This window comes from Pseudomonas sp. Marseille-QA0892, from assembly GCF_054950135.1.
Map to the genome: position 1 here is coordinate 2,424,810 of NZ_CM143104.1, position 19,698 is coordinate 2,444,507.

Here is a 19,698-nt window from a genome sequence, read left to right on the forward strand (position 1 = left end):
CATGTCTAGATGAGCCGTCAGTTCTTCTTCAGTCGCTTCTCTATCGCGTCATTAAGGGTGCGCAGTACCTTGATCCGCGCGTAGCGCTTGTCATTCGCCTCGACGAGCGTCCAGGGTGCTATCGAGGTACTGGTACGATCGACCATGTCGTTGACAGCTGCTGCGTAGTCGTCCCACTTTTCGCGGTTGCGCCAATCTTCTTCGGTGATCTTGAATTGCTTGAACGGCGTGGCTTCTCGCTCTTCGAACCGCTCCAGCTGCGTCGCCTTGTCGATCGCCATCCAGAACTTGACCAGCACGATCCCGGCCTCGTGCAACTGCTCTTCGAAGTCGTTGATTTCGCCGTATGCCCTGAGCCAGTCTGCGGTCGAACAGAAACCTTCCACGCGCTCGACCAAGACCCTGCCATACCAGGAGCGGTCGAACACGGTGAACTTGCCATGCGCCGGAATGTGTCGCCAGAACCGCCAAAGGTAGGGCTGCGCGCGCTCTTCATCGGTGGGCGCTGCGATGGGTACGATTCGGTACTGCCGGGGGTCGAGCGCACCTGAAACACGCCGTATTGCGCTCCCCTTCCCTGCGGCGTCGTTGCCTTCGAAGAGCGCCACCACCGCGTGCTTCTTCATTTTGGAATCGCGCATCAACAGCGACAGCCGTCCCTGCTCCCGCGTCAAAGCTTCCTTGTAGGTGTCCTTGTCCAGCGTCCGGTCGAGGTCCAGGCTGTCGAGCAGCGTCTTGCCGTCGAGGCTGGGGATTGGTGGGGCAGCATGGGACAGCCTTGGCGTTGCCGGGCGGTCGAGCGCCGCCTGGAGGCTATCCAACAACAACTGCCCGAAGGTCAAGCTGCGGTAGTTGGCGTCCTCGCCTTCGATGATGTGCCATGGGGCGTGCTCTCGACTGGTTGCACGCAAGACGCGCTCACCGTACTTCACGAAACGGTCGTAGGTCTTCGACTGCTGCCAGTCGAGCGGGCTGAGCCTCCAGCTGTGAAGGGGGTCGTCTTTCAGGGTCTCGAGCCGTTCATCCATCTTTTTCTTAGAGAGGTGGAACCAGAACTTGAGGACCAGAGCACCCTCGTCACAGAGCATCTGCTCGAGCTTGAGCGCCTGGTCGATAGCATGGTCAAGATCGGCATTGTCGATCTCGCCATGCACGCGGTTCTGCAGCATCTGACTGTACCAGTTACCAAACAGCACACCCACCCGCCCCTTCGCGGGCAGCCGGCGCCAGTAACGCCAGGCGGGTGGTCTGGCACGCTCTTCGTCTGTCTTGATATCGAAGGTTTCTACCTGGATAAGTCGCGGGTCCATCCACTCATTGAGCAGCTTCACGGTTTCGCCCTTACCCGCACCTTCGATCCCATTGATGAGGATGATGACAGGAAAGCGGGCCTGGGCATAAAGCGCGTGCTGGGCCGACAGCAGTGCTTCGCGCAGCGCGGGCAGACTCTTTTCGTAGGTTTTCTTATCGATGCGATGACCAATTTCCGCAGCTTCGAACATTAACGACTCCTGGCAAACCTCGGCTAACAAAGATGTGACGATTCGGAAAGCATAGCCTGTAGACATCGACCGACGCCGAAAGCGCTCACCGGCGTGTTCCATCGTAGAATTGCCGTCCTATCCGAGGAGCTTCGATGATCCATTCCGAGCACGCCCAACTTGACTGGGACGATCAGGGCCAGCCGCATTCCCGCGTGTTTGGCGATGTTTATTTCTCGCGAGCAAATGGCCTGGAAGAAACGCGCCATGTGTTCCTGCATCACAACGCACTCGAACACCGGTTCGCAGCGCTTGGCGACACCGATCTGTTCGTGATCGGCGAAACGGGCTTTGGTACAGGCCTCAATTTCCTGTGCGCATGGCAAGCCTTCGATCAGATCGCGCCGGGCAACGCGCGTCTGCACTTCATAAGCGTCGAACGATACCCGCTCCAGCGGGAGGATCTCATTCGCGCACTTGCCTTATGGCCGGAACTGGCGCACTGGAGCGAACAACTGATCAAAAGCTATCGTGCCGTGAGCGAGGGCTACCAGCGCTTCTCATTCGCCGGCGGCCGGGTGTCGCTGACGCTGATCATCGACGACGTTCACTCCGCGCTACCTACGCTCGATGCACGGATCGACGCTTGGTTCCTGGATGGATTCGCACCGTCGAAAAACCCGGACATGTGGACGCTCGAGCTATTCAGCCAAATGGCCAGGCTTTCGGTCCTCGGCACGACAGTTGCGACCTTCACCTCGGCTGGTGTGGTCCGCCGGGGGTTGGGTGAAGCCGGGTTCGATGTCTGCAAGGTCAAGGGCTATGGACACAAACGCGAGATGCTGGCCGGAATCTATAAAGGCGATGTGATCCCTGCCTCGAAGCCCTGGTTCGCTCGGCCGGCAATTTCGGACAAACCGCGCACGGCTATCGTGGTCGGCGCAGGGCTGGCGGGGTGTGCTACCGCGCACAGCCTGGCGCAGCGGGGATGGTCCGTGACCGTCATCGAGCGACACGGCGAACCGGCGCAGGAGGCTTCCGGCAACCCCCAGGGCGTGCTTTATTTGAAGCTTTCCGCACATGGAACAGCCCTGTCCCGGCTGGTTATCAGTGGCTTCGGCTATACCCGCCGCTTATTGGAACGCTTTGAGCGGGGACATGATTGGGACGACTGTGGTGTCCTCCAGCTCGGTTTCGACCCGAAGGAAGCCAAACGCCAACAGGCGCTTTCAGAGCACTTCGGCAGCGGCTTGTTGCGCCAGGTCGACCAGGCGGAGGCGCAAGCGATCGCCGGCTCAAAGGTGCCAGCAGGCGGGCTCTTCTATCCCGAGGCGGGTTGGGTCCATCCGCCTGCACTATGCCGTGCGTGGCTGCTCCATCCATCGATCACGGTCATCACGCACACGGGCGTCCTCTCGGTTGAGCGCAGGCTTGATGGGTGGGCGGTTGCGTCAGACGCTGGGGAGATCGGAAGCGCGCCCGTTGTGGTTATTGCAAGCGCCGCCGATACCGCAGGGTTCGAAGCGACACGCGGGTTGCCCCTCAAGCGTATTCGGGGGCAGATCAGTTACCTGCCGGCGTCTGAAAAGAGCCAAGGGTTGAAAACGGTCATATGTGCTGAGGGCTACATCGCACCGCCGCGCCTGGGCCAGCATACGCTCGGTGCGAGCTTTGCCTTCGGCCGTACTGACACGACCCCGAGCGAAGAAGAGCACGCGCAAAACCTCGACCTGCTGCGTGCGCTGTCGCCCGAGCTTTCTGCAGACCATGATGACCCAAAGGCTTGGGCTGGGCGCGCCGCGTTCCGTTGCACGAGCCCGGACTACTTGCCACTGGTGGGCCCACTGGCAAATGAGGAACGCTTCATGGAAGCCTACGGCATCCTCGCAAAGGACGCCCGACAGGTTCCGGATGCGCCCTGCCCCTGGCTGAACGGTCTCTATGTAAACACGGCCCATGGCTCCCGCGGACTTATCACCGCCCCGTTGAGCGGGGAGCTCGTCGCAGCCTGGTTGAATGACGAACCCCTACCGATCCCGCGAGATGTTGCGGAAGCGTGCCATCCGAACCGGTTCATGCTACGCCGGCTCATTCGTGGCCAAGCGTGACCACTACCGGAGGCCTATCGCCAGGCATGGAAAAGCCGAGTCTCGTGACTCGGCTTTTTGGTTCTGGCCTTCAGCGCGTTACGCGGCTGGTACCGTTCACCGTCATGATGCGAACGCGATCGCCCACTTGGAAAATCTCGTTCTTCTGGACTTCCTGGACGTAGGCACGCGTGCTGCCGTCATCTTCGCGGACCGTGATCTCGACACCGTCGGAACGGGTGTAGCCCTCTTCCGCAGCAGCGCCCGCAAGGCCACCGGCCAACGCACCTACGATCGCCGCCACGTAACTACCGCGGCCGCCGCCTACACCGCTACCGGCAATACCGCCGATCGCAGCGCCGGCACCGGTGCCGATGGGCGTCTTGGTACCTTCGATCTGCACGGGGCGCAGCGCCTGAATGGTCCCCATTCGTACCGTCTGCACTTGTCGGGCTTCATCACGGGAATACACACTTCCCGACTGATTCGAAGCGCAGCCGCCAAGGAAAATGGCGAAGGCAGCGACCGCGACGATGGTTGATTTACTACGCATGGCGATGTCCTCTGTGGCAGTAGAAAACGCGGCAATACCGCTCGAGTTTGTGTATGCAGGTCTAACGTAGACCCTAGCCGCAGATGGTTTGACCATCAGGAGGCTGGATTGTCTTCAGTGCTTCGGCCGTTCCGTCGAACGGCCCAGCATTCGCCCATTGTTTTCAAGGGGTTGGTTCAGGGCGCAAGACGCTGGCGCGACCAACCAGTGTCCGCAGACACATATTCCAATCGATCATGGAGACGGCTCGGACGGCCCTGCCAGAACTCCATGCGATCCGGTACCAGACGATAGCCGCCCCAGTGCTCTGGGCAATGCGGCGCGTCATCCCGAAAGCGTGCCTGTGTTTCAGCGAGCAACTGCTCCAGTGTCTCCCGCCCCTCGATAACTCGACTCTGCGGTGATGCCCAGGCGCCCAGCCGGCTTCCTAGCGGACGCACCTGAAAATAGGCGTCCGACTCCTCATGAGTGACCTTTTCTACCTGACCTTCGATGCGAACCTGTCGCTCAAGCGTCGGCCAGAAGAACGTCATCGCCGCGTATGGGTTATTGGCCAGCTGGCGTCCCTTTGCGCTCTCGTAATTCGTGAAGAACGTAAAACCACGATCGTCCAGACCCTTCAGTAAAAGCACCCGACAATGAGGACGCCCATCAGCGTCGACCGTTGCAAGGCTTGCGGCATTCGGTTCAACCGGCGCCGTCTCGGTCTGTGTGGCTTCGTCGAACCAGCGTTTGAAAAGCTCGAACGGTTCCATGGGTGCCTGGGCTTCGTCCAGGCCTTCACGGGTGTAGTCACGACGCATGTCCGCCAATGAGGGCTTCATCTGGATGCTCCGACTGTATGAATAGGCAGTCCGCATGGTAAGGCATCGCAGTACAGGATGGGATAGGATGGGAGGACCCTCCTCAATCTCACCACAGCGCGCCTGATGTACCGAGCATAGCGAGGCTGGTATGTCGGAAAGCTGAACATTTCGATCGCGCGGCAAATGCCAGAAACGAAGAAGCCCCGCCTCCGGTTCCATCCGGAGGCGGGGCTTCATCAAGTCGCGTTACTTAGCTTTCTCAGTCGCAGCGACCTGAGCGACAGCAACCGGCGGCTGGGAATACTGGGTGAGCAGCGCAACCAGCGTATCTTGTGGCGTGAGGATAATTTCTACGCGACGGTTCAGGGAACGGCCTTGGGCGCTATCGTTCGCAGCGCGCGGAACATCAGAACCTACCCCTTTGAGCATGAGACGGTCACGTTGCAGCCCACTGAGGCGGAAGATCGCACCTACGGCCTGGGCCCGCTCGAGGCTCAGCTTGCGATTGGTTTCGTCAGCGCCGCTCGTATCGGCGTGGCCGAGCACAAGAATGCCGGTCTTGGCATCGGACTCGACGGCCTTTGCGACGCGAGTAAACGGGCCAAGCGTCTTGGGAAGCAGCATGCCCGGGCGGTCGGGGTTGAAGGAATCATCTACAGGCGCGGTCACCACGAGCACGTTTTCCTTGCGCTCGAGCTGCATCTTGCTGTCCTTGATGGCCTCACGAAGCACAGGCTCGTAGGTGTCCATCCAGGCTTGAGTCGCCTTGACGTCGATCTTGGGCGCTTCCGCAACCGGCTCATCCTTCTTTCCGAAGGGCCACCAGGAACCCTGTTCCCCTGTCGAGCTACAGCCGGTGACGAACGCAAATAGGCATAGCGCGGTGGTAGTCCTCAACAGGGTCATGAACAGGCTCCATGAAATTAGGATGATCTTGGATAAAAATGATCGGCACCGATGAATTTAACGTGCCGTATTAGATTCTGGCCGCAACTTGTTAATTAGCAAAGACTATCTGGAAGCAGCTGACGAGCGGTATCACGCTAGGTAAACAGACGCAACCGATCATGCGGTGTTCTTCCGTAACGCATAATACAGGTCCGGCCGCACCACCGTTCACAGCGCCGCTCACGTTACCGTGCGCGGCGGGTGCAAGCCAGCAATAAACGTAATGAAATGCAGGAATCGAGACGTGGATCAGCGCGGCTCGAAGGGGCTGATGTCCGCCAACAAGGGCGTCGGGCGCTGGCGTAAGCGGTGCCACTCCACGAAGGCATCAGGTGCCATCGGCCGGGCAATGAAGTAGCCCTGCACCTCATGACATCCCCACCCCCGCATGAGGTGATAAACCAGCTCTGTCTCCACCCCTTCGGCCACGACCCGCAGGTTGAGTTCGCGGGTGATGCTGATGAGGCCCCTCACAATGCTCCAGTCGCTCTGCCCTGGCAGGAGGTTCCCCATGAAGGAGCGGTCCAGCTTTACGACACTTGCGGGGATTTCGCGCAGATGCGCCCAATTGCTATAGCCGCTACCGAAGTCATCGATTGAGATGGTCAGGCCCAGCTCCCTGAGCCGGGCGAGCTGATCGCGGACAGATGCAAAGTCTTGCACGAGCGAACTCTCCGTAAACTCGAGCTCGAACGCGGTGCCATCCACTCGATATTCATCAAACAACGCAACCAGAGCTACACAGAGCGAATCGTCTACGAGGTCCATGGCCGAGATGTTGATCGAGACATTCAAGTTGAGCCCGGCGGCCTTCCATTCGGCGGCCTGCGCAACTGCGCGGCGAATTACCCAAAGGGTGATTTGACGAATCGATGCGGTCGTTTCTGCAAGCGGAATGAACTCGCCTGGACTGATTTCCCCAAGAACTGGATGCGTCCAGCGGATCAAGGCTTCGACCGAAGAGCATTTGCCGGTGGAGAAATCGACACGCGGCTGATACACGAGCCGCAACTGGTCAGGCAGCCGGACTGCCTCCGCCAGCGCGTTCAATAATAGCGTACTGCGCTGCTGTAGCTTGTCGGTCCTGGGGTCGTAATAGGCCCAGCCGGTTCCGCCCTGACGCGCTTCCGTTGCCGCGCTCACGGCAAGTCTTACCCAGTCGCCCGTATCATCACCAGCACGCATCGGCAGCACGCCGATACCCATCTGCGGAAGCACGGGTACGCCCCGGCATTCCAGCGGGACGCTGAACGCTGCGGTCAGCCGACTGAACAGCTGCTCGGCCTGCTCGACATCGGTTTGGTCGATGGCAAAGGCATAAAGCTGGTGGCTGATCGTGTAGAGCTGGCATCCGGCAGGCAACAGTTGCTGAAACAGGTCAATCGCACGGCTGGAAAATTCGGTAGCGAAAGAGAAGCCAAGCGCCTTGACCAGTCCATCCATTGCCGAGGCCGAGACCGGTTCGGCAGCCACCACCATCAGCCGTTCCTTCTGCTGAAGGCGATGGGAGACATCCTCCTCCAGACGCAGCCGGTTCAAGAGCCCGGTTGACGCGTCGATGAAGGTACTTTCCCGCATCCCATACAAGCGCTCCAGCACCAATCTGGAGAACGCTTCTAGCATCTGCCGATCCCGATCCGGCATCGCTTCGCGGGGCTTCGTGTCGATGATGCATAGACTTCCGAGCGCCAGCCCTTCATTGGTGAACAGGGGATATCCCGCGTAATAGCGGATACCGGGTGCGCCAGTGACCAATGGATTCCCGCTGAACCGCGGATCGCGCTGGGCATCACATACTTCCAGTATCACAGGTGTATGCAGCGCGTGCGCACAGAACGATGCATCCCGGGACGTTTCGGAAACGTTCAGCCCTACACGCGCTTTGAACCACTGGCGGTTGCGGTCGACGATCGACACGAGCGCAATGGGGGCACCGAAGTAGTCTGCCGCCATCCGCACGACCTGATCGAGGATGGGATCACGCTCCGAATTACCGAAACAAATGAACCGCTCGACCTCAGCCTGCCGAAGGGCTTCGTTCAACGGAATGGACGGCTTGACCTGCATAGCGACCTCATCGACGCACGGGCCGGACTAAGATAGAAGCACAGTGCCATCAGACTATGGACACATGCAACTCGACGGTGCGAACGGTACGTTCCAAACGGTGACATGGCTAATCCACTAATTGCATGAGTGCAATAGCTACCTGCTGAGGTGGCATCGATGAACGGTGCCGCTAGGTGCCGCCGCATTTGTGGCCTGCCTGCGAACACGAGCTAGAGCACAGTCAACTTGCCAAGTCACGTACCATAGCGCCTCAGGCGTGATCAGGCTTGTCTTCCAGCAACAGAGGACCAATGTCGACGGATGTACCACCCAGTTTCTGAATCAGCGTTTCAGGCGCCTCTTTAGATATCTGCACAATATGGCCGTACTCTATGCCGGCGTCTGTGGTTTTAGGGTAGTCCAGCGTTACCCAGCGCGAGACCTCATCCATGGTGATACCCAAATGGTCCGCGAGCGCCTTCGTTTTCCACTGTTCCCACTTCTGTTCTGCCTGCTTACCATCCATCGGTGACTCCTTCGTTACGAACAAGACTGTGCGTAGCGTAGACAGCAACGAAGCTTCAATGGTCCACAGCGCAGACAAAACCCTCGCCACGGTACTGGCCATCACCAAACCGGACTTGCGCGAGTATGCTTTTTCCAGGCGCACAAAAAAAGGGCGACCCTTCCGGATCACCCTTTTTCACTGCCACTTTTGTGGCAACGTTTGGTAGGCACAATTGGATTCGAACCAACGACCCCCACCATGTCAAGGTGGTGCTCTAACCAACTGAGCTATGTGCCTGTCGTGTGGCGCGCATTTTACGGAGAACTGATTCGATGTCAACACCCTTTTTCACTAACTAACTGAAAAAGAAGAAGCTTTGCCGAGCGACGCCGTTCCGCCTTCTAGGCGAGTCAGCAGCCCTCCGGTAGGATCGAATGGCCGTTCAATTATGCTGCAGGGCCCCACGATGACATATGCGTACCCGCCCTCCTATTACGCCTCCACGGCCCTCGCCGCTCCGGAAAGACAGCGTCTGGAGACGCATATCGACACGGACATATGCATTGTCGGCGCGGGCTATACGGGATTGTCAGCGGCTGTTTCCCTCCTTGAGCAAGGCTTCAAAGTCACGGTCCTCGAAGCCGTGAAGGTCGGCTTTGGCGCATCCGGCCGAAACGGTGGCCAGATCGTCAACAGCTATAGTCGAGACTTAGATGTCGTTGAGCAAAACGTATCGCCAGCCAATGCGAAGCTGTTGGGACACATGGCGTTCGAGGGCGCGCGCATTATCCGAGAGCGTGTGCAGCGCTATGACATCCAATGTGACCTGAAAGATGGCGGCGTCTTCGCGGCCTTCACCTCCAAGCAGATGAAACATCTAGAATCGCGGAAAGCCCTCTGGGAGCGTTACGGAAATAGGTCGCTCGAGCTATTGGACGAAAGCGCTATCCATGCGACCGTCAATACCAATGCTTATATAGGTGGCCTTCTGGATAAAAGTGGTGGCCACATCCATCCGCTGAATCTGGCCTTGGGTGAAGCATTAGCCATCGAGCGTCTGGGCGGCCGTATCCATGAGCACTCCCCTGTGGTCCGGTTGGAACAAGGCGCCACGCCCATTGCGCATACCGAACGCGGCTCCGTGCGCGCGCGATTTATCGTCCTTGCAGGAAATGCGTACCTAGGGAATCTCGTACCTGAGCTCGCGTTCAAATCAATGCCATGCGGAACGCAGGTCATCGCAACCGAGCCCCTGGCACCCGCTGTCGCCGACAGCTTGCTGCCGGATGACTACTGCGTGGAGGACTGTAATTACCTACTCGACTATTTCAGGTTGTCGGCAGACCGCCGACTGATCTATGGGGGCGGCGTCGCTTATGGCGCCAGGAACCCTAAAAATATCGAATCGATCATCCGCCCGAAGATGCTGAAGATCTTTCCCCAGCTTCAAGACGTAAAGATTGACTTTGCCTGGACAGGCAACTTCCTCATGACACTTTCGCGCCTGCCACAGGTCGGTCGGCTCGGTGCGAACATTTATTACTCGCAAGGGTGCAGCGGCCATGGCGTGACCTACACCCACGTGGCTGGGCGAATCCTGAGCGAGGCAATAAGAGGCCAAGCGGGGCGATTCGATGCATTCGCAAGCCTCCCGCATTACCCCTTTCCCGGCGGCAGGATCTTCCAGGCTCCCTTATCAGCGATAGGTAGTTGGTACTATAGCCTTCGTGACAGGCTCGGCGTCTGATCCTGCTGTAAACGAAAAGCGGCGCCTGCGAGGCGCCGCTTTTTTACACACGATAACTGGGGTGAATCAGCTCAGAAGCCGCTCGATCTGCTCGTGCAGGGTCTCGAACGAAAATGGCTTGGCAAGAACCGGTGCCTCGCGCGCAAGCTCGCTACCGGTATCAAGGATCTCCTTGGGATAACCGCTGATGAAGATCACCTTCAGGTCAGGCCTCAGCTTCAGCGCCGCCTCGGCGATCCGCACCCCAGAGACATCGTCAGGAAGCCTATAGTCGGTAAGCAGCAGATCGAGATGCGGCTTGGTTGCTAGCACATCGAATGCCTCAGATGCACAAGTTGCAGGGATAACGCGGTAGCCCTGCCCCTGCAGATAGTCGACGAGAAGCGCCAGTATTTGGGGCTCATCTTCTACGACCAAAACAATTTCTTCGAACGAACTCATTATTCAAACCTGGCAGTTAGCTAACAGCCTATTGAGCCTTGAAGCGACAGCATACTCTTTCGGCCTCTACGCTGCCTCCCGGATTACGTAGGAGGCAGGCGCAGGGTCAGACATCCGTAGCGCCGCAATCTATCCACTTCACTCGTCGGCTATTCGGTCGATCGACCAACTACCCAGTTTGAAATCAACTGCTAGTCTTGCTCAATAGACCCGGGCAGCTTCCCAGCCCTAGCCAGGACGCAAGCGGCAGCGACTTCGCTGTCAGCTCCGCCTCCTGAAAATCTGGGAATGGCCCGGCAACGGGCAGCTCGTCCTGCCGAACCAACCACCCACGCTCCCCGTAAGTGACCTGGTAACCGTTGCGGTGATAAACCATCGGTATTTTTGACATGCCCGATCTCCTCTTGCTTTCAAACCCCTTCGTATGAAGCGAGCAAGGCAGAAAAGTTCGAGTGATACTTTAACTTCGGGCGCTAACCGACTGACGGTATGAGAATCAGGATGAACCTGGAGGGATGCCATTTTTATTGAAGTCTTTCAGGCGCTCACGCTCCTCGGGCTTGGAATGTTCAGGAGTCTGCTCGTCACGTTTGTCGGTCATCGTTGCTCTCCACTGGGTGTTTCCTGATTCGAGACAAATCCGACGATGCAGTTCCAGGCAGTCCGCAATCGATACGATGCACCAGATGTTGCAAGACATGGCAGGTTGAGAAAAATTCGCCGTCTCGCCTGCAATTTTTTAAAAATGTGAATAAGATCACATTTTGGGGCCGAGTTTTATGTTGTCCGGCTTGCAATCCTCACTGCAGAGATGAACCACCGGATGGGAATGTTAGTTAGTAGTCGCTCCAATAATCAGGCCATCGTCCTTACGCTCGAACCACGAACGGACCACCATCAACTGCTGAAGGATCTGCAAAAAGACGGCATTACCATCAAGGTGGTGAGCGCGACCCGTGCCCAGGCACACCTGAAGGTGACTACCCCACCGGGCATGAGGATTCTTGAAGCGGATGCCCTGCTCGACACGCCGTTTGGCGGCCTGTCGCTTGGTCGCTATGTGGGCGAAGAGATCGTATTGTTCGTTGATGACGCGACGCCTGCGACAGCCGAACAAATTACCCGGCATCCGTTACAGGTACAGGTCACGATTCAGCGCGGCAGCGTTCGGCTCACGATAAGGGCGCCACGAGAGATCGTCATCATGCGCAAGGAGCTTGCCGCGCGTTGGCGCCGTGGCGGAGCCGTCAAGAAAAGCCAATAGGCCTTATGGCAGAACGGGAAGATGTCTCATGAGCCCCACCCTCTGAGACGTCTTCTTCACCCGCTACTTCCGCAGCGGCCGTTCTTCAGCCTTAACGGCGCGCTCGGCCGTGAGCGGAACGCAGCGGCAGGCGACGCGCATCGTCGAGTGAAATCGCCCTGCTCAGCAGGTTCCCCTGCGCCTTGTCAGCACCGAGCGAGCGCAATGCGGCGAGCTCCTCGCTCGTTTCGACCCCTTCCGCTACGATCGAACTTCCCGTTTCGCGTGCAAAAGCAATAAGTGCAGATGCAAGCGCCCTTCGACGGGAATCCTTGTCGATATCCCTGACCAGACTCATGTCGAGCTTTATAAGGTCGGGCTCGAGCCGGAGGATATGTCGGAGGCTGGAATAACCTGCGCCAGCATCATCGATGGCGAGCTTCATGCCCCGATCACGTAGCGGCCTGAGCGCCTGCAGGATGGCCTCATAGTCCTGTACGACGGCGTGTTCGGTGATCTCCAGTACGACGCGTTCGAGCGAGATACCCGACAGTACGCTGGTCAACTCCCCGTCAAGGATCGTCTCGGATGAGCAGTTGAACGCGATGTAGCTGTCGCCGGGCAAAACACCGAGACCCAGGATCGCCGTGCGAATCGCGCAGATTTCAAGCACACGCCCAAGGCCTACCTCGGCTGCCTCTTGAAACCATAAATCAGGGCTACGCACCGGCTCACAACGGAACCGCGACAGGCTCTCCCAGCCGCTAATGGTCATGCTGTCGAGTTCGTAGATGGGCTGGTAGAAAACAACCGGCTGGTTCATCGCGATAATGCGGCGGATCCGACCTTCCTTCTCTTCAAGTCGATCCACCGTAGCCATTTCGCTGTCGATCTTGTCCGCGATCAATTCCGCGAACAGTTTGACTATTTCCAGATCACGCTGGCTGAGCGAAAGATCCGCTTCGGCGCTGAAGCAGCAGAATGTTCCATAGAGTCGCCCATTCTGTAGCATGATCGGAACGCCGACATGCGCGCCGATCGGCACACTTTGCGTCTCCGGCACAGCCAACGCCGATTGGAGCGCACCTGTATCGGGAATCAGCTCGGGGAGATGACCGCAGGCAATGCGCTGGCAGTACCCCTCATCCAGCGGCATGGTATCGCCCCGCTTGAGAATTGCCGGACCTTCGCAATCGACGTGCGTGAATATCCGATCCTCGTTACGGAATCTCGACACGAACGCAACGTCCATGCCCAGGTGCGTGCGCACGGCACGCACGATCTTGTCTATGAATGTACTTACTGTCACTTCGGGCGCCACGGACACCACTTCGAGGAAATTGCTCGTTGATGAATCCATTGGCGTAACTCCTTCTGCATACAACAGCCGAAGTTTAGCCCCTCAAAAAGTGCATTTGGCTACCGCGCATCACCGTTCGTCTGCCAAGTGACGGAGTCGCCCGCCTTCGTTCAGAATCGCGACAGCGTGATGCCGCATCGCTACCACTGGTCAGCAGGGGCGCACAGACAACTGCATGGGGTGTCTATTCATTAACAGGCAGCACAGACGCGGAGGGTAAAATGACGAGTCCCGCACTGACGCTTACGTTGATGATTCTTGGTTGGCTGGCCGTTGCGGTGGCGATGCTTTGGGGCATGCTCAGGATCGCGAAGCGGCACCAGGCTGACAGTACGCAAGCGCACCCTGACCTTCCCCGAGCTCCAGTCTCCAGACCAGCGCTTGAACGACCAGGCCAGGGCAAACGCAAGCCCCGCGCTCATCACATCACCCGATTGACGATGCTCCGTCATCGCCACCATTGGGCTACAAGCAAGCACTGACCGCACGTGCTAACCGTTGCGCTCTTGGGTCCATCAGGACGTAAGGACCGAGCGTGTTGGTCACGAAGCCAAAGGATAATGTGTGGTCGGGATCGGCGAAGCCGGTTGAACCGCCGGCGCCCGGGTGACCGAAAGCGCGAGGCCCAGCCCCATAGGTGGCGTTAGGCACATTCTGCTGATCGAGCATACACCCCAGGCCGAAACGCGTCGCGGTCAGAAGCGTGAGGTCTTCGCCTTTGGCGTGCTCCCGCGTCATCTCGTTCAAATGTTCTGCATTCAGCAACTCGCCTTCCATCAAGGCCCCATAAAATGCCGCGAGACTCCGGGCGTTGCCATGCCCACTCGCAGCCACCTGTTGCAGCCGCCTCCATTCGGGTCGGTTGGTGCTTGTCATCACCGAAGGGGGATTGGTAAATGACCGCGTGCTCAGTGCATTCGGCTCGGTCATCATCGTCTTTAGCATCCGCTGTGTCGCCTCATCACCTGCCAGCCCTTTGGCTCTCGACACATGAGCTACGCGATTGAACTCGCTGTCAGACAGTCCGACATGAAAGTCCAGGCCGAGCGGCGCCGATATGCGCCTGGCAATGCTGTCACCGGGCGCTTTGCCGTCGACCCGGCGCAACAGCTCCCCTATCAACCAGCCAAAAGTGATAGGTGAATACCCATGTGCAGTCCCCGGCGCCCACCAGGGGGATTCGCCGGCCACCGCGGACGTCATGCGGTCCCAGTCGTAAAGCGCTTCGGCAGGTAGCGCCTCGCGCAATGCCGCCAAACCGCCGGTATGGCTCAGCAACTGTCGGGGTGTGATCCGGTCCTTGCCGGCCGACGCAAATTCCGGCCAGTAGCTCCACACCGGCTCGTCGAGGTCAAGTTTGCCTTCCTGGACCAACTGAAGAAGCGCAACGGCTGCGAATGGCTTCGTACACGAGAATACATTGACAATCGTGTCCTGCTCCCAGGCCTGCTGACCATCCTTGTCGGCGACACCGCCCCACAAGTCGACCACGCGTTCGCCCTCTACCTCCACGCAGAGCGCAGCGCCCCGTTCCTGTGGATTCTCGAATATGGTCTCGAATGCCTCACGCACCGCTTCGAATTTGAGATCGAAATAACCCTGGACCACCTTGAGGCCTCTCTATGGCTGTTACAGCGGCCATGTTCGACGTGTCACGGATACTTTGCAAACGGCATTTGGTAGCCAACCGAAACGGGTTGATACGACGCTGCGGAACCTCCGCCCGGTCGGGAGGTTCGAACTTTTCAGCCAGATCAATCTATGCGGCAACGCGCATTCAGGAGAACGACATGACAGTGAAAAGCACCGTAGAAGAAACCGTGTCCGAAGCAGCTGCCGCATTCAAGGAGCCCATCGTCGACAAGGAGGCGCACAAGCGCAATCTCGCCGACGCACAAGACGCCCTCATCAAGGAGTTCAACACATTGGTAACTGATACTGAAAAGCTACTGAAGCACACCGCCAACGTTGCAGGCGACCAGGCTGACGAGCTTCGCGTGAAGCTCAACGAGAACCTTGAGCGCGCCAAGGTCATGCTCAAGGAGCGTGAATCCGACATTCGCGAACAAGGCCGTGCGGCGGCGGCTGCGACTGAGGAATACGTGGTTTCACACCCATGGCAGTCGGTCGGCATCGCTGCGGGCGTTGGCTTCCTTCTCGGCCTCTTGTCCTCGCGCCGCTGAGTTTGGATCGGACAATGGAAGACCGGACAACGACGTCGCCCATGACGCCGCCGTCGGATGAAGCACCGAGGCCTTCTCTGAAGCGCCTCGGTGGCGCCGCGGTTGGCCTGTTCCAAAGCCACCTCGAGCTATTGGGCATCGAGCTTCAGGAAGAAAAGTCGCGCACGTTCCAGCTGTTCATCTTTTCAGGCCTCAGCCTGATTTTTGGCCTGATGATCATCATTGGCATCTCTGCTGCCGTGCTGGTGGCCTGCTGGGATGACTATCGCCTGCATGCAATCGTCGGCCTGTGCCTGTTGTACGGTCTCGGGCTGCTTGCGAGCGTGCTGCGAGCGATTTACCTCGTGAAGCGCGGCGGTGCACCCTTCCACGCAACGCTCGAAGAGCTGGCGCGAAACCGGGAGAGACTACTGCCATGAGCAAACCGCTATCGTCGGCTGCGCAGCGAAGCCAGCACAAGGAGTTGGTCAGGCTGCGCATGGACATGTACCGGCAGCAACTGATTTACCACTCTCAACCCCTGCGCAATCCGCTTGCGGGACTCACGAGCATGCTCCTGCCGAGCAAGCGCAAGCCGAAAGTAGGCGAAGAAAGCACCGGTACGCCCATGTGGCTGGGTGCGTCCACGATTGTCCTGGCGCTGTTTGGCAAGCGGCTGGGCAAGCTCGGCAAACTGGCGCGACTTGGCATTACCGCCTACCCGCTCATCAGGAAGCTACGCTCACCGCGTTGATTGTCAGTACCCAAAGGCAGGGCCGGTCCTCTATAGGGCCCTGCCGGGTACGCCCCCTCCTCTTGCGCATCTGCGCCTTAACATCGAAGCTTAGAAGGATTCGCAGCTCGAGGATTGCCCTTGGATTGGCACACACTTCTGACCCGTGAGCGGTTGGGCAAAGCTAGCTACAGCACGGAAGAGCTAGGTCGCAGCCCATTTCACAAAGACAACGACCGCATTATCTTTTCTGGCGCGTTCAGGCGTCTCGGTCGCAAGACGCAGGTCCATCCTGTCTCGAGCAATGATCATATCCACACTCGGCTAACCCATTCGCTCGAGGTGAGTTGCGTCGGGCGCTCGCTCGGAATGCGCGTTGCCGAAATGCTGCGAGATACACTTCCGACCTGGTGCTCGCCAAGCGATCTCGGTGTGATCGTGCAGTCGGCCTGTCTCGCCCATGACATCGGCAACCCGCCGTTCGGCCATTCTGGCGAGGATGCCATTCGCCACTGGTTTCAACAGGCCGCCGCTCGTGGCTGGCTAGACGACATGAGCGACGCCGAGCGTGCCGATTTCCTCAGTTTCGAGGGCAATGCCCAAGGCTTCCGGGTGCTCACGCAGCTCGAGTATCACCAGTTCGATGGGGGTACTCGGCTTACATACGCGACGCTAGGTACGTACCTCAAGTACCCGTGGACGTCACGTCATGCCGAGGCGCTGGGTTACAAGAAACACAAATTCGGTTGCTACCAGAGCGAGCTGCCACTGCTCGAGCAGATTGCAGCGAAGCTTGAACTCCCTATGCTCGAGCCACAACGATGGGCGCGTCACCCACTCGTCTACCTCATGGAGGCCGCGGATGACATCTGTTATGGCCTGATCGACCTGGAAGACGGGCTTGAAATGGACCTGCTGGATTACCCGGAGGTCGAAGCACTGCTGCTCGATCTCGTGGGAGACGATCTGCCAGAAACCTACCGCCAACTCGGTCCTCGCGACTCCAGGCGACGGCGCCTTGCCATCCTCAGGGGCAAGGCAATCGAACATCTCACCAACGCGGCCGCACGCGCGTTTGTCGCCCAGCAGGAGGCCTTACTCGCTGGAACGCTCCATGGCGATCTCGTGGAACATATGCACGGCCCGGCCAAGCGCTGTGTGCAGCGAGCGAAAGCGATGGCCCGGGAGAAAATTTTCCAGGACAAGCGTAAGACGCTTCATGAGATCGGGGCCTATACCACGCTCGAGATTCTCCTGAACGCGTTCTGCGGTGCCTCGCTGGAGCAACGAGGCGGCCGCTCGCCCTCGTTCAAGAATCGACGTATTCTTGACCTGTTGGGCAACAACGCCCCGTCCCCCGACGCATCGCTCTACGATGCATTCTTACGGGTGATCGACTTTATCGCCGGAATGACTGACAGCTATGCCACCGAGATGGCGAGAGAGATGACTGGACGCTCCAGTCCGACGTAATCATGAGCTATTCGCCTGCCTCTTCCCTCTCCCGCCTTCGCGGCTGGCGGCCAGCAATGCCGGCATTCAGCTCGGCATTGATCGCGGCGCTTGGCTGTGCACTGCCCTTGTTGCTCGGGCTTTTCAGCGGCCATAGCGGATTCATCTGGGCGGCAACTGGTGCCTTCATGGCGTCGTTGGCGAATCCGCTACAACGGCTCGGCATGTTGCACATGTGCCTGTTGATCTGCCTGGGCGCGTTCAGTGCCGGACTCGGCTTCTGGGCAGACAGCCATCCCTCGGCCAGTGCCGGCCTCTTCGCGCTTTTCGGACTTTTCTTCGCGTGGATGCAGCGATATGGAAAGGAAGCCGCCGCGTTCGCCTTCTGTCTCGTCGCGTGTCTTTGCCTTGGGCAGGGTCAGCACGGCGTAGGGGCGTTACGCAGCGGCCTTGCCGTTGGCGTGCTCTTCACGGTGGGTGGTTGCTGGGCACTGTTCCTCGCTTTCGGATTGCGGGGTGTGCACGGCCTGCGTATGTGGCCCGACCTTCCTCGACTCTCTGTCATCCTTCGGAGCTTCCGGCGACATCGCAGGCGCCTGCCACGCTATCGCTGGTTACTGTTTGCAGTCATGACCGGCGTGGGCGCCGCAGCCGTCGGGTTCGCTGCTAGCTACTTTGACGTGACCCGTAGCTATTGGATGACACTCACCGCCTTCGCCGTCCTACAACTGGACCCGCGTTTCAGCACGCGAAATGCGCTGCGCGCGGCTGTGCTCTCGCTCGTCGTACTGCTCCTGATCTGTGTACTCGGCCATTCGCTGCAAAGCCCACAGCACATGGTGTTCGCCATCCTGCTCACGGTCTACGTCATGCGCGCGTTCCTGGCGAGGCGATTTGCTGCCTTCTCGGTCCAGGCAATCGTGTGTTTTGTACTGCTGGCCGAAGCGCTTTCCCGGGACTGGTACTTCGCGATGCACCGGCTGGAAATAGCCGTTTATGGCGCAGGGCTGGCTTTCGGCCTTGCCTTGCTGGCGGACTGGTTGAGCACAGCGGGTACCCGGCGTATGGCAGCGCTCCGTGGTGATCCGCTCGCGGGTGGGACGGAAACCCCTACTCCCAATGCAGCCTCGATGCCCGCTGCGGAAAGCCAACCAAACCCGGTCATTGAACAGTCTGATCAGCGCCGGGATTGCTCGGCGGCCGCCAGCCGTGACAGCAACAGGAGCGACATCGAGTAGTAGTCCTCCTTCGCCCCCGGTGTGGGCATCATGGCATCGGGGCTTAGCAGGCTTGCCACTGCCTTGACGCCTGTCGATGCTGGATACGGCGAAAGCTCCCCGGTGTGTACGTCGATCCATGCCGGGACCTGTTTGCAGCATGACCAAAGCGCCTTGAACGGTTGAAAGATGGGCCCCAGTGGTGAGAGGCCCGCCCAGTTCAGATAGAGCGGCACCCGCACCGCGTCGAAGCCGAAGCGCGCGGGCCAGCCTTCTGCCGGTGCGAACGTCCCGTCAGGCTTTAGTGCGACCCAGTCGGTTGGCAGGCCGTAGGTACCGAAACGCGCCTGCTCAATGATCCACAAACCATCATCGAGCACCCGCTCCCATCCCGCCGACGGCTCACGCTGCGAGAACGTGAGCAAAGCAGGCGCCACCAGATAGGACGGGTTGAAAATGACGCGCCCGTCCGTTTCGAAGCCGACCAGCCCAGGTAGCAGAACCGTCCTACCTCGATAATTGATAACGAGGCGCTCCCGAATGGCCTTGCGAATCTCACGGGAGGCTTTTTCGTATTCGGGCTCGCTCCACCGATCGGCCGCGCGCAGCAGCGCCCAGGCGATCAGGACATCGCCGTCGGTTGCATTGTTGGGGTCTTGGACGTGAGGCGTGCGCGCGGGATCGTAGCGCCAGGAAAACAAGGCAATATCGCTACGGCGCAGATGGCGTTGGGTCCAAGTCCAGAGCCGATCGAACGTCTTGCGGTCAGCATTGGCTTCCGCCAGCAACATCCCCCAACCTTGCCCTTCGGAATGGCTAATGTTGCCGTTCCCCGTGTCACGAACTCGCCCACCTTCGACGAAATCATGCACGTAGCGCGTCCACTGGCTATCGGTATTCACCGCCTCGGT

The 19,698-nt window shown here is 59.0% G+C and carries 18 protein-coding genes, 1 tRNA gene and 1 pseudogene; 8 read left to right on the top strand and 12 right to left on the bottom strand.

Features of this window, described 5'->3' with window-relative positions; all coding sequences use genetic code 11:
* Positions 1 to 17 precede the first annotated feature (17 nt).
* Positions 18 to 1,502: a polyphosphate:AMP phosphotransferase gene (pap, locus tag ACY8D3_RS11235; RefSeq protein WP_462378862.1), complete on the bottom strand. Its 1,485-nt coding sequence runs from the start codon at positions 1,500 to 1,502 to the stop codon at positions 18 to 20.
* 134 nt (positions 1,503 to 1,636) lie between these two features.
* On the opposite strand from pap, the gene mnmC reads away from it, so the two are divergent.
* A complete protein-coding gene (mnmC, locus tag ACY8D3_RS11240) occupies positions 1,637 to 3,589 on the top strand; it encodes a bifunctional tRNA (5-methylaminomethyl-2-thiouridine)(34)-methyltransferase MnmC2/FAD-dependent 5-carboxymethylaminomethyl-2-thiouridine(34) oxidoreductase MnmC1 (RefSeq protein WP_462378863.1) in 1,953 nt (650 codons plus the stop codon).
* A gap of 70 nt (positions 3,590 to 3,659) precedes the next feature.
* Here mnmC and ACY8D3_RS11245 read toward each other — a convergent pair whose 3' ends face one another.
* The 6 genes and pseudogenes from ACY8D3_RS11245 to ACY8D3_RS11270 all read right to left on the bottom strand — a co-directional run bounded on the left by ACY8D3_RS11245 (position 3,660) and on the right by ACY8D3_RS11270 (position 8,729).
* On the bottom strand, positions 3,660 to 4,121 hold the full coding sequence (locus ACY8D3_RS11245) for an outer membrane lipoprotein (RefSeq protein WP_462378864.1): 462 nt from the start codon (positions 4,119 to 4,121) through the stop codon (positions 3,660 to 3,662).
* A 176-nt stretch (positions 4,122 to 4,297) separates the two neighbouring features.
* Positions 4,298 to 4,945 carry a pyridoxamine 5'-phosphate oxidase gene (gene pdxH, locus ACY8D3_RS11250; RefSeq protein ID WP_462378865.1) on the bottom strand — a complete coding sequence of 216 codons (648 nt, stop codon included), beginning with the start codon at positions 4,943 to 4,945 and terminating at the stop codon, positions 4,298 to 4,300.
* Between the two features lie 231 nt (positions 4,946 to 5,176).
* Positions 5,177 to 5,833, bottom strand: a pseudogene (locus ACY8D3_RS11255) (OmpA family protein); the annotation flags it as partial.
* Positions 5,834 to 6,124: 291 nt separating this feature from the next.
* A complete protein-coding gene (locus ACY8D3_RS11260) occupies positions 6,125 to 7,942 on the bottom strand; it encodes a bifunctional diguanylate cyclase/phosphodiesterase (RefSeq protein WP_462378866.1) in 1,818 nt (605 codons plus the stop codon).
* Between the two features lie 253 nt (positions 7,943 to 8,195).
* Complete coding sequence (locus ACY8D3_RS11265) at positions 8,196 to 8,450, bottom strand: hypothetical protein (protein WP_462378867.1); 255 nt, start codon at positions 8,448 to 8,450, stop codon at positions 8,196 to 8,198.
* A 202-nt stretch (positions 8,451 to 8,652) separates the two neighbouring features.
* Positions 8,653 to 8,729, bottom strand: a tRNA-Val gene (locus ACY8D3_RS11270).
* A 169-nt stretch (positions 8,730 to 8,898) separates the two neighbouring features.
* Here ACY8D3_RS11270 and ACY8D3_RS11275 point away from each other — a divergent pair.
* A complete protein-coding gene (locus tag ACY8D3_RS11275) occupies positions 8,899 to 10,179 on the top strand; it encodes an NAD(P)/FAD-dependent oxidoreductase (protein WP_462378868.1) in 1,281 nt (426 codons plus the stop codon).
* A gap of 66 nt (positions 10,180 to 10,245) precedes the next feature.
* Here the strand turns inward: ACY8D3_RS11275 and ACY8D3_RS11280 are convergent, their stop codons facing one another.
* Both ACY8D3_RS11280 and ACY8D3_RS11285 read right to left on the bottom strand, forming a co-directional pair.
* Entirely contained in the window at positions 10,246 to 10,620 is a 375-nt protein-coding gene (locus ACY8D3_RS11280) for a response regulator (protein ID WP_462378869.1), read from the bottom strand.
* Between the two features lie 184 nt (positions 10,621 to 10,804).
* Entirely contained in the window at positions 10,805 to 11,011 is a 207-nt protein-coding gene (locus ACY8D3_RS11285; protein WP_462378870.1) for a hypothetical protein, read from the bottom strand.
* Between the two features lie 438 nt (positions 11,012 to 11,449).
* On the opposite strand from ACY8D3_RS11285, the gene ACY8D3_RS11290 reads away from it, so the two are divergent.
* Complete coding sequence (locus ACY8D3_RS11290; RefSeq protein WP_462378871.1) at positions 11,450 to 11,884, top strand: hypothetical protein; 435 nt, start codon at positions 11,450 to 11,452, stop codon at positions 11,882 to 11,884.
* A gap of 91 nt (positions 11,885 to 11,975) precedes the next feature.
* Here the strand turns inward: ACY8D3_RS11290 and ACY8D3_RS11295 are convergent, their stop codons facing one another.
* Together ACY8D3_RS11295 and ACY8D3_RS11300 are read right to left on the bottom strand one after the other, a co-directional pair.
* The gene (locus ACY8D3_RS11295) at positions 11,976 to 13,223 is read right to left on the bottom strand and encodes a sensor domain-containing phosphodiesterase (protein ID WP_462378872.1); all 1,248 of its coding nucleotides are present in this window, start codon (positions 13,221 to 13,223) and stop codon (positions 11,976 to 11,978) included.
* Between the two features lie 465 nt (positions 13,224 to 13,688).
* On the bottom strand, positions 13,689 to 14,831 hold the full coding sequence (locus ACY8D3_RS11300; protein ID WP_462378873.1) for a serine hydrolase domain-containing protein: 1,143 nt from the start codon (positions 14,829 to 14,831) through the stop codon (positions 13,689 to 13,691).
* 182 nt (positions 14,832 to 15,013) lie between these two features.
* Here ACY8D3_RS11300 and ACY8D3_RS11305 point away from each other — a divergent pair, with 182 nt between their 5' ends.
* From ACY8D3_RS11305 to ACY8D3_RS11325, 5 genes are all read left to right on the top strand, one after another.
* Positions 15,014 to 15,406: an ElaB/YgaM/YqjD family protein gene (locus ACY8D3_RS11305; protein ID WP_462378874.1), complete on the top strand. Its 393-nt coding sequence runs from the start codon at positions 15,014 to 15,016 to the stop codon at positions 15,404 to 15,406.
* A gap of 14 nt (positions 15,407 to 15,420) precedes the next feature.
* A complete protein-coding gene (locus ACY8D3_RS11310; protein WP_462378875.1) occupies positions 15,421 to 15,825 on the top strand; it encodes a phage holin family protein in 405 nt (134 codons plus the stop codon).
* Positions 15,822 to 16,139, top strand: coding sequence for a hypothetical protein (locus ACY8D3_RS11315; RefSeq protein ID WP_462378876.1), 318 nt, complete (start codon positions 15,822 to 15,824; stop codon positions 16,137 to 16,139). Before ACY8D3_RS11310 ends, ACY8D3_RS11315 begins: the two co-directional genes overlap by 4 nt.
* Positions 16,140 to 16,259: 120 nt before the next feature.
* On the top strand, positions 16,260 to 17,591 hold the full coding sequence (locus ACY8D3_RS11320; protein WP_462378877.1) for a deoxyguanosinetriphosphate triphosphohydrolase: 1,332 nt from the start codon (positions 16,260 to 16,262) through the stop codon (positions 17,589 to 17,591).
* A 2-nt stretch (positions 17,592 to 17,593) separates the two neighbouring features.
* A complete protein-coding gene (locus ACY8D3_RS11325) occupies positions 17,594 to 18,808 on the top strand; it encodes an FUSC family protein (RefSeq protein ID WP_462378878.1) in 1,215 nt (404 codons plus the stop codon).
* Here ACY8D3_RS11325 and ACY8D3_RS11330 read toward each other — a convergent pair.
* Positions 18,748 to 19,689: a glycosyl hydrolase family 8 gene (locus tag ACY8D3_RS11330; protein ID WP_462378879.1), complete on the bottom strand. Its 942-nt coding sequence runs from the start codon at positions 19,687 to 19,689 to the stop codon at positions 18,748 to 18,750. The two genes, ACY8D3_RS11325 and ACY8D3_RS11330, sit on opposite strands and share 61 nt — an antisense overlap.
* Positions 19,690 to 19,698 lie beyond the last annotated feature (9 nt).